The following is a 7318-nucleotide window of genomic DNA, read 5'->3' as shown; positions in this document are numbered from 1 at the left end:
CTTACTTAAGGCTCTTTCAGCCTCTTATTGTGGGTTCGACTTTAGTCGAACATCTGAATTCTTCGGATGTCCGGTTGAAGCCGGACCCACAAATGACGAGAGGAGTGCGGCTTCCGGCTTTAAGTAAGTGCCATTGGGCTTTAGCCGGACGCTCCGCTCCGGCCACCCCTATCTCCTCAGGTCAAGCTCATCAATCCTGCAGCCGGAACGTGATCGGGATCTGCTTCCACAACACGACCGGTACGCCATCGCGGGTGCCTGGAATCAGTCGCCACTTGCGCGCTTCGCGCAGCGCGGACTCGTCCAGTTTTGGCTGGCCGCTGGAACGCTCGATCCTCACCTCACCCACCCGGCCGTTCTCGAGCACCTGCACCGACAGGACCACCGTTCCCTCGATGCCCTGGCGAATCAGCGCGGACGGATAAACCGGCTCGCTGAGTCCACGGCGCGCATCGATTTGCGGAGCCACTTCCACCGGCCCGGGCCGCTCCGGCTGTGTCGTCACCGACAGGACGGACGGCCGTGGATCGTGCGTCACGATGCGTGGCGCGGTGTCGGAGGCATCGTCCAGAGGCGTGGGCAAGGGAATATCAGGAATGAAGACCTGACTGGCGAGGGGCGGATCCGCGGGATTGCGAGGCGGCGGTGGCGTAGGACGCGGCGCCTCCTCGATGAACGCCTTGGTCACCGGCGGCGGCAACTGCAGGATCGAACGCGCCAGACCGGAGGTCAGCGCCCACAAAAATCCCACATGTATCAGCGCGATGAGGGCAAGCGCCCAACCACGCGACGAATTGAATGCATGAACCGGCGGGAATGCATTGACGGTCACACTCATGGGCCTCTCCGCAGAAGTGGATTGACCCAGATACGAACGTCGGACGCGGCGCCAGCGGGTTAGAGCGAGCGCAGGATTTCCTGAGTAACTGCCGATCAAGTCCCGTGCGCGGGAACGGCGACCAAGGAGCCTTCGCGCAGAACGCTGCGTTACGAACTCAACGGCAGCCGGCGGCGGAATGGCACGTCCTCGATTGCGGGCCCATCGAACTCCTGCGCATAACGATGACCCGCGTAAACCGCATGGGCGATCAGTCCCGGCGCGAGGCAATCGCCGATCGCAGTGACTCCTTCGATGCCGGCATCTGCCCACTGCGACTGCCGCGACAGCAGCGACTGATACAACGCATCGTCCGGAAGTCGTGCGGTGATCGTGAGCACCGAGGCACACGCGATGCGCTGCTCGCGCCCCGTGTAGACACATGCCAGCGTTGCGCCTTCGCGATCGACCAGCGCGAGATTGTGCGAGGTCACGAGCCGCACATCGAGTTCCCGCAAGCGCCTCTGTATGTGTCGGAACTCATGGGTGTAGGTCGACCAGGAAGCGATCGTGTCATCGGGCGTGACATAGATGACTTCGCGCTGCGCGGCGCGCAGCACTTCCGCCAGCACGCTGCCGATATAGAAGTAGTCGTCATCGAACAGCAGTACCGGCCCCTCCGGCATCGCTCCGCGCATCAAGTCGTCAGGCGTGAACACCGTGGCGGCATCGAGCCCCGGAATGGCCGCCCCGTTGCTGCGACCGTAGCCATCACGCCGCCAGCAACTGCCGGTCGCCAGCACCACGCGTTGCGCATCGAAGCCGAGCACATCCTCGGCGGTCAGCGAGTTCTCGTGATAGATCGAGACGTTGGACATCCTGTTGAGCTGCGACACGCGCCAGTCGCGTACGCGCGCCCATTCCGCAAGACCCGGCAACTTCGCTTCCAGCGTCACGCGTCCACCGAGATCACGCTTCGCTTCGGCGAGATGGATCTCATAACCACGCTGGCCGAGCGCACGCGCCGCTTCCAGGCCCGCGGGACCGCCGCCGACGATCAGTATTCTCTGGTCGCTGCGCCTGGCGGCAATGCGTTCCGGATGCCAACCCTTGCGCCACTCCTCGCCCATCGTCGGATTCTGGGTGCAACGGATCGGCGTGATGGTCATGTCGCCGCTGATGCAGATGTTGCAGCCGATGCATTCGCGAATGTCATCGGCACGGCCTTCCTGGATCTTCTTCGGCAGGAATGGATCGGCGATCGAGGGTCGTGCAGCGCCGATCATGTCGAGCACGCCGCGACGGATCTGGCTCACCATCGTATCCGGCGAGGTGAAGCGACCGACACCGACGACGGGCTTGCTCGTGATCTGCTTCACCCAACTCGTGAACGACTCCTGGTAGCCCTCGCGCGCGAACCGCGACGTCTGCGAATCCATGTACCAGGCCGCGATGTTCACGTCCCACAGATCGGGCAGATCCGCGAGCAGGTGCACGATCTCCTGCGCTTCCTTCTGCGTCACCCCCGCGGAGCCCTGAAATTCCTCGGTCGCAAAACGCAGCGCGACGGCGCAGCGATCGCCGACCGCATCCTTCGTGTCTTCGAGCAGCTCGCGCAGCAATCGCACACGGTTCTCCAGCGAACCGCCGTAGTCGTCCATGCGCTGGTTGCGGCGGCTCTGCAGGAAATGCATCGCGAGCGACAGATCGTGAGCCGCGTAGACATAGACGATATCGAAGCCGGCGCGCTTCGCCCGCAGCGCGGCCTCGCGATGCCAGCGACGGTACTCGCGAATGTCATGCAGGGTCATCGCGCGCGCCTGATGCGGATAGCCATACTTGAGCGGCTGATGCGAAGGCGCGAGCGCCACTTCACGCGAGTACAGATTCGAGGATGTCGGACCGTTGTGCACCAGCTCGACCGCAGCCAGCGCGCCATGCGCATGCACCTTGTCACACATCAGCGCCAGCGCCGGAATGTCACGGTCGTCCCAGAGTCTCGCTTCCACGTAAGGCGAGACATCGCCGGACGGATGAATTTCGCATTCCTCCGTGCTGACGACCGCCCAGCCACCTTCGGCTTTCATTTCGCGCATGGCCGCATGCGCTTCCGGCATGGCGTGGCCCATGCCATTGCAATGCGGCACCTGGTAGAAGCGATTCCTCGCCACGACGGGGCCGATGCGAACGGGCTCGAAGAGGAGGGAGTACATGGGAAGTGAATAGTTGATAGTGGATAGCTGAAGAGACGCACCTGCCTGTTCCGACACTATCAACTGTCAACTATTCACTATCAACTCTCTCAACTATCAACTCTCTCAACTATCAACTCTCTCCACTATCAACTGCTTCCCTCGCTTCATCCACCCATACACCGGCAGGCCTGCCGCCAGCAGCGCCATGCACCACCAGAAGGCTTCGGCGCCGGCACCGTAGAGCGTCCATAGCGAGTAGATCGCAGCGAGGGACGAGACGATGAGCAGCGTGACCAGCTTGCCGCCCTTCACACCCATTTCGCCGCGCCAGGCCAGCTTCAGCGCCGCGAGAGAACACAGCAGGTACACGACGAGGAAAGCGGCCGTGGCGATCAGGATGATGAATGTGAAAATCCTCACCATCGAGTTGCTGTAGTTCATCAGGACGACGGGCGTTATGAGCGCGCTGGTGATGAACAGTGCATGGCCGGGTGTACCGTGCTTCGAATCGCGCGCAAACACTTCAGGAAAAATCCCCTCGCGCGCCAGTACGCGCGGCATTTCCCCTTGCACCAGGATCCAGCCGTTGAGCGCGCCGATCCCGCTGATGAAGGCGAACAATGCCAGCGTGCTGGCAGCACGATCTCCCCAGAAGATACGCACGACATCGGCGAAGGGCGCGTTGGATTCGGCGAGTTCGCTGCCGGGAATCAACAGGATCACCGTCGTCGAGGCGAGCACGTAGATCACGGCAGCGATCAGCGTACCGATCAACGTCGCGCGGGGGATCGTGCGTTGCGGATCGATCACATCGTCGCTGGGTACCGTCGCCGACTCGAGCCCCAGCAACGCCCACAAGGTCAGCGCGGCCGCAGCGGCGACTGCGGGAAACGCGAATGGCTGCGGCTCGACCCGAATGACCGAGGTGTCCTGCGCGATGAAGAGCGTACAGCCGAGAATGATCACCGCGGTCAGCGGCAGCAGCTTCAGGACCGTCGTCACGATCTGGAAAGCACCGGCGTACCGAACGCCGCGCCAGTTCAGGAGCGTCAGCAACCAGATGAGCGCACAGGCAGTCAGGGCCGGCGCGCCGACAGTGGTTTTCAGCGCCGGGATCAACTCCGCGAGACTTGCGACGGCACCGATTGCGATCGCTGCGTTGCCAACCCAGCAGGAAATCCAGTAACCCCATGCCATGAGGAAGCCCGTGAGTTCGCCGAACGCGACGCGTGGATACACGTACGGGCCGCCAGCCTGCGGAAAGGCCCGTGCGAGCCGCGAGAAGACATACGCGAGCAACAGCGCGCCCGCCGCCGTCATCAGCCAGCCGAAGACGCTGTTCAATCCGTACGGAGCGAGCGATGCCGGCAACAGGAATACGCCTGAGCCAATGATGTTGCCGACGACGAGCGCCAGGCACATCCAGAAGCCCATCTTGCCGATCTTGTCAGTCTTGCCGGGGGCGTTGTTCATGCGTGGCCGGTATCGTCCCGCTGAAGAGTCGTGTTTGAATAGCCCGCATGAACAAACTAACGCTTGCGAGTGCGTCTGTCGCGTTCTTTCTTCTGAATGCCGCCGTGTTGGCGGACTCGCCACGAGCGCGCGGGCTCGGCATCCCATTCGATGGACAACCCGGCGTATACAACGCGATCACCGACATCGCCGGTGTGACGGTCGGCTACAGCACTCTCATCGAAGGCGACGGCGAACACGCCATCCGCACCGGCGTGACAGCGATCCTGCCGCGCGGCAACGCCACGAATGACCAACCCGTGTTCGGTGGCGTCTTCAGCCTCAATGGCAACGGCGAGATGACCGGTACGCACTGGATCGAGGAATCCGGCTTTCTGGAAGGTCCGGTCCTGATCACCAACACCCACAGCGTCGGCGTCGTGCGGGATGCTGCAATCGCATGGCGCGTGAAACAAGGCAACGCCGATGCGTCGGGGTACTGGTGGTCGCTGCCCGTGGTCGCGGAGACCTGGGACGGCGAGCTCAACGACATCAACGGGTTTCACATCAGGCCGGAGCATGTGTTCGCGTCCATCGAGTCCGCAAAAGGTGGCGCAATCGCGGAAGGCAATGTCGGCGGCGGCACCGGCATGATCTGCCACGAGTTCAAGTGCGGCACGGGCACCAGTTCGCGAGTGGTACGCATCGGTGACGCGACATACACGGTCGGTTCGCTGGTCCAGGCGAACTATGGCATTCGCGGCGAACTGCGCATCGCGGGCGTTCCTGTCGGCAAGCATCTGCAGAACGATCTGCTCTGGAGCAAACCGAAGGACCATGGGTCGATCATCGTCGTGATCGCCACCGATGCGCCGCTCCTGCCGCATCAGCTCAAACGCCTGGCGCGACGTGCGTCACTCGGCCTGGCGCGCAACGGCAGCTATTCGGGCAATGGATCGGGAGACATCTTCATCGCCTTCTCGACCGCGAACGGGAACATCAGCCAGGTCGCGACAGTAAACCTGCGCGCGCTCGGCAACGATCAGATGGACGAGCTGTTTCTCGCCACCGTGCAGTCCGTCGAAGAGAGCATCGTCAACGCCATGATTGCCGCAACGACGATGACGGGGGTGGATGGTCACAAGGCCGTGGCGATCGATCACAAGGAACTGCAGAAGGTGCTGAAGCAGTACGGGCGATAGCGCCACGACTGACTCGAGGTGGCCTGACTTTCCTCTGGTGGGTTCGACTTCAGTCGAACGTCCGCATTCGACAGATTTCCGGCTCAGGCCGTACCCACACGAGGATCAGGGAAATGCAACTTCCCGACTCGAGTCACTGCCATCCCAGCGATCCCCACCGAGGGAAGCCCGCCCTGCAGCGCCATTTTCCCAACCGCCAACCCTCGGAACTCTTGCGATGCCGATGCGTCCCAATGGGACAATGAACACTTGCATCGACCATTTCATTCGCCGGGCAATAGTTTCGATACTGCTCTGTGTCGCAGCCGCGTTGCCCGCGCTCTCGCAGGACACGATCCCGAAATGCCACATCGACATCGATCCAGCCTATCGACTGGCAAACGTCGATTATTCGTGCGTGCGCCTCCCGTCCGATCGCAAGATGCTGATTGCCGAAGCCGGCAACGCGAGCGCCCCGACGGTCGTGCTCGTCCATGGCCTTGGCGACAATGCACACCGTGACTGGAAGTACGCCGTCCCTGAACTTGCAAAGCAGTTCCACGTGGTTGCCGTCGATCTGCCGGGTTTCGGCGACTCCGAGCCCTTGCCGGATGGCTATTCCTTTGCCGGCCTGGACGCTGCACTCGAAGAAGTCGCGATACAACGGAAGTTGCAACAGTTTCACCTGGTCGGCCATTCGCTCGGCGCGGCGGTCAGTCTTTATTACGCCGAGCGGCATCCGCAGCGGATCCGCAGACTCGTGCTGGCCGACGCCGCCGGCGTGTTGCTGCAACAGGTGTTTACCCGACAACTGATCGAAGCCAATCGTGCCTCGACAGGCATCGATGCACTCGGCCTGCTCGGCGTACTGGCGCCGGACATGAGCGCCGATCGGGCTCTGGATTTCATCGAGGACCGCGTCGACGTCAACTTCCTGCTCACCGCCAACCCCGCGTTGCGTCGCGCGATCTTCGGCATGCAGACCTACGCCGACGCCGCGTTCGGACTGGTCGAGCATGATTTCACGAGTGCGATACGCGCTGTGCGCGCACCGACCGTGATCATCTGGGGCGAGAACGACAACATCACGCCGATCAGAACCGGGCGACTGCTCGCCGCACGCATGCATGAAGCGCAGCTGCGTATCGTTCCGGACGCTCAGCACGTGCCGATGCTGCAGAGACCGGACGCTTTCAACCGGGAGTTGCTTTCGTCGCTCGCCGGCCCGTTCGCGCCGGTCTCTCCGAGCATTGCCGGACCCTCGCAGGGCGATGTGACCTGCAACGGCCAGACGAACCAGCGCTACTCCGGCATGTTCGATCGACTCACGCTGGACAATTGCAGCAATGCGCATCTCGAGAACGCGCGGGTGCGCGAACTGCGCGTGCAACGATCGACACTGACAATGGATCGAGTGACGGTGGAATCTCCGGCCATCGCACTCGATGCGAGCGATTCCACGATCACGGCGACCGGAATCACATTGATCGGGCGCACTGGCATTCGCGCCCAGTTGAGTCGCCTCGATCTCGCGGGAGCAACGCTGCGTGCGCAGGAACGAGCCGTGCAGATGGGCAGCGACACTCGTCTGTATTTCTCGGTCAGTGACGTGGAGGCACCCGATTACCGCGGTGACGCCCACTTCATCTGGCCGCCCAAGTAATACCGACCGT

At 62.5% G+C, this 7318-nt stretch carries 5 protein-coding genes; 2 read left to right on the top strand and 3 right to left on the bottom strand.

Translation table 11 applies throughout. From position 1 onward, the window contains the following. Nucleotides 1-190: 190 nt before the first annotated feature. The 3 genes from VIZ63_RS23255 to VIZ63_RS23245 form a co-directional block, all read right to left on the bottom strand. Nucleotides 191-838 (bottom strand): energy transducer TonB, encoded by a 648-nt coding sequence (locus VIZ63_RS23255; RefSeq protein WP_331612208.1) that lies wholly within the window; start codon nt 836-838, stop codon nt 191-193. A 149-nt stretch (nt 839-987) separates the two neighbouring features. After that, nucleotides 988-3030: an FAD-dependent oxidoreductase gene (locus tag VIZ63_RS23250; RefSeq protein WP_331612207.1), complete on the bottom strand. Its 2043-nt coding sequence runs from the start codon at nt 3028-3030 to the stop codon at nt 988-990. A gap of 105 nt (nt 3031-3135) precedes the next feature. Then, a complete protein-coding gene (locus VIZ63_RS23245; RefSeq protein ID WP_331612206.1) occupies nt 3136-4485 on the bottom strand; it encodes an amino acid permease in 1350 nt (449 codons plus the stop codon). Nucleotides 4486-4532: 47 nt separating this feature from the next. On the opposite strand from VIZ63_RS23245, the gene VIZ63_RS23240 reads away from it, so the two are divergent. Then, a complete protein-coding gene (locus tag VIZ63_RS23240; protein ID WP_331612205.1) occupies nt 4533-5666 on the top strand; it encodes a P1 family peptidase in 1134 nt (377 codons plus the stop codon). A 241-nt stretch (nt 5667-5907) separates the two neighbouring features. Further along, on the top strand, nt 5908-7308 hold the full coding sequence (locus VIZ63_RS23235) for an alpha/beta hydrolase (RefSeq protein ID WP_331612204.1): 1401 nt from the start codon (nt 5908-5910) through the stop codon (nt 7306-7308). The last annotated feature ends 10 nt before the right edge of the window (nt 7309-7318 follow it).

The organism is Povalibacter sp., from assembly GCF_036520495.1.
GTDB lineage: Bacteria > Pseudomonadota > Gammaproteobacteria > Steroidobacterales > Steroidobacteraceae > Steroidobacter.
Note: the sequence above shows the minus strand (reverse complement) of the source record. Positions and strands in the feature narration are given on the sequence as shown.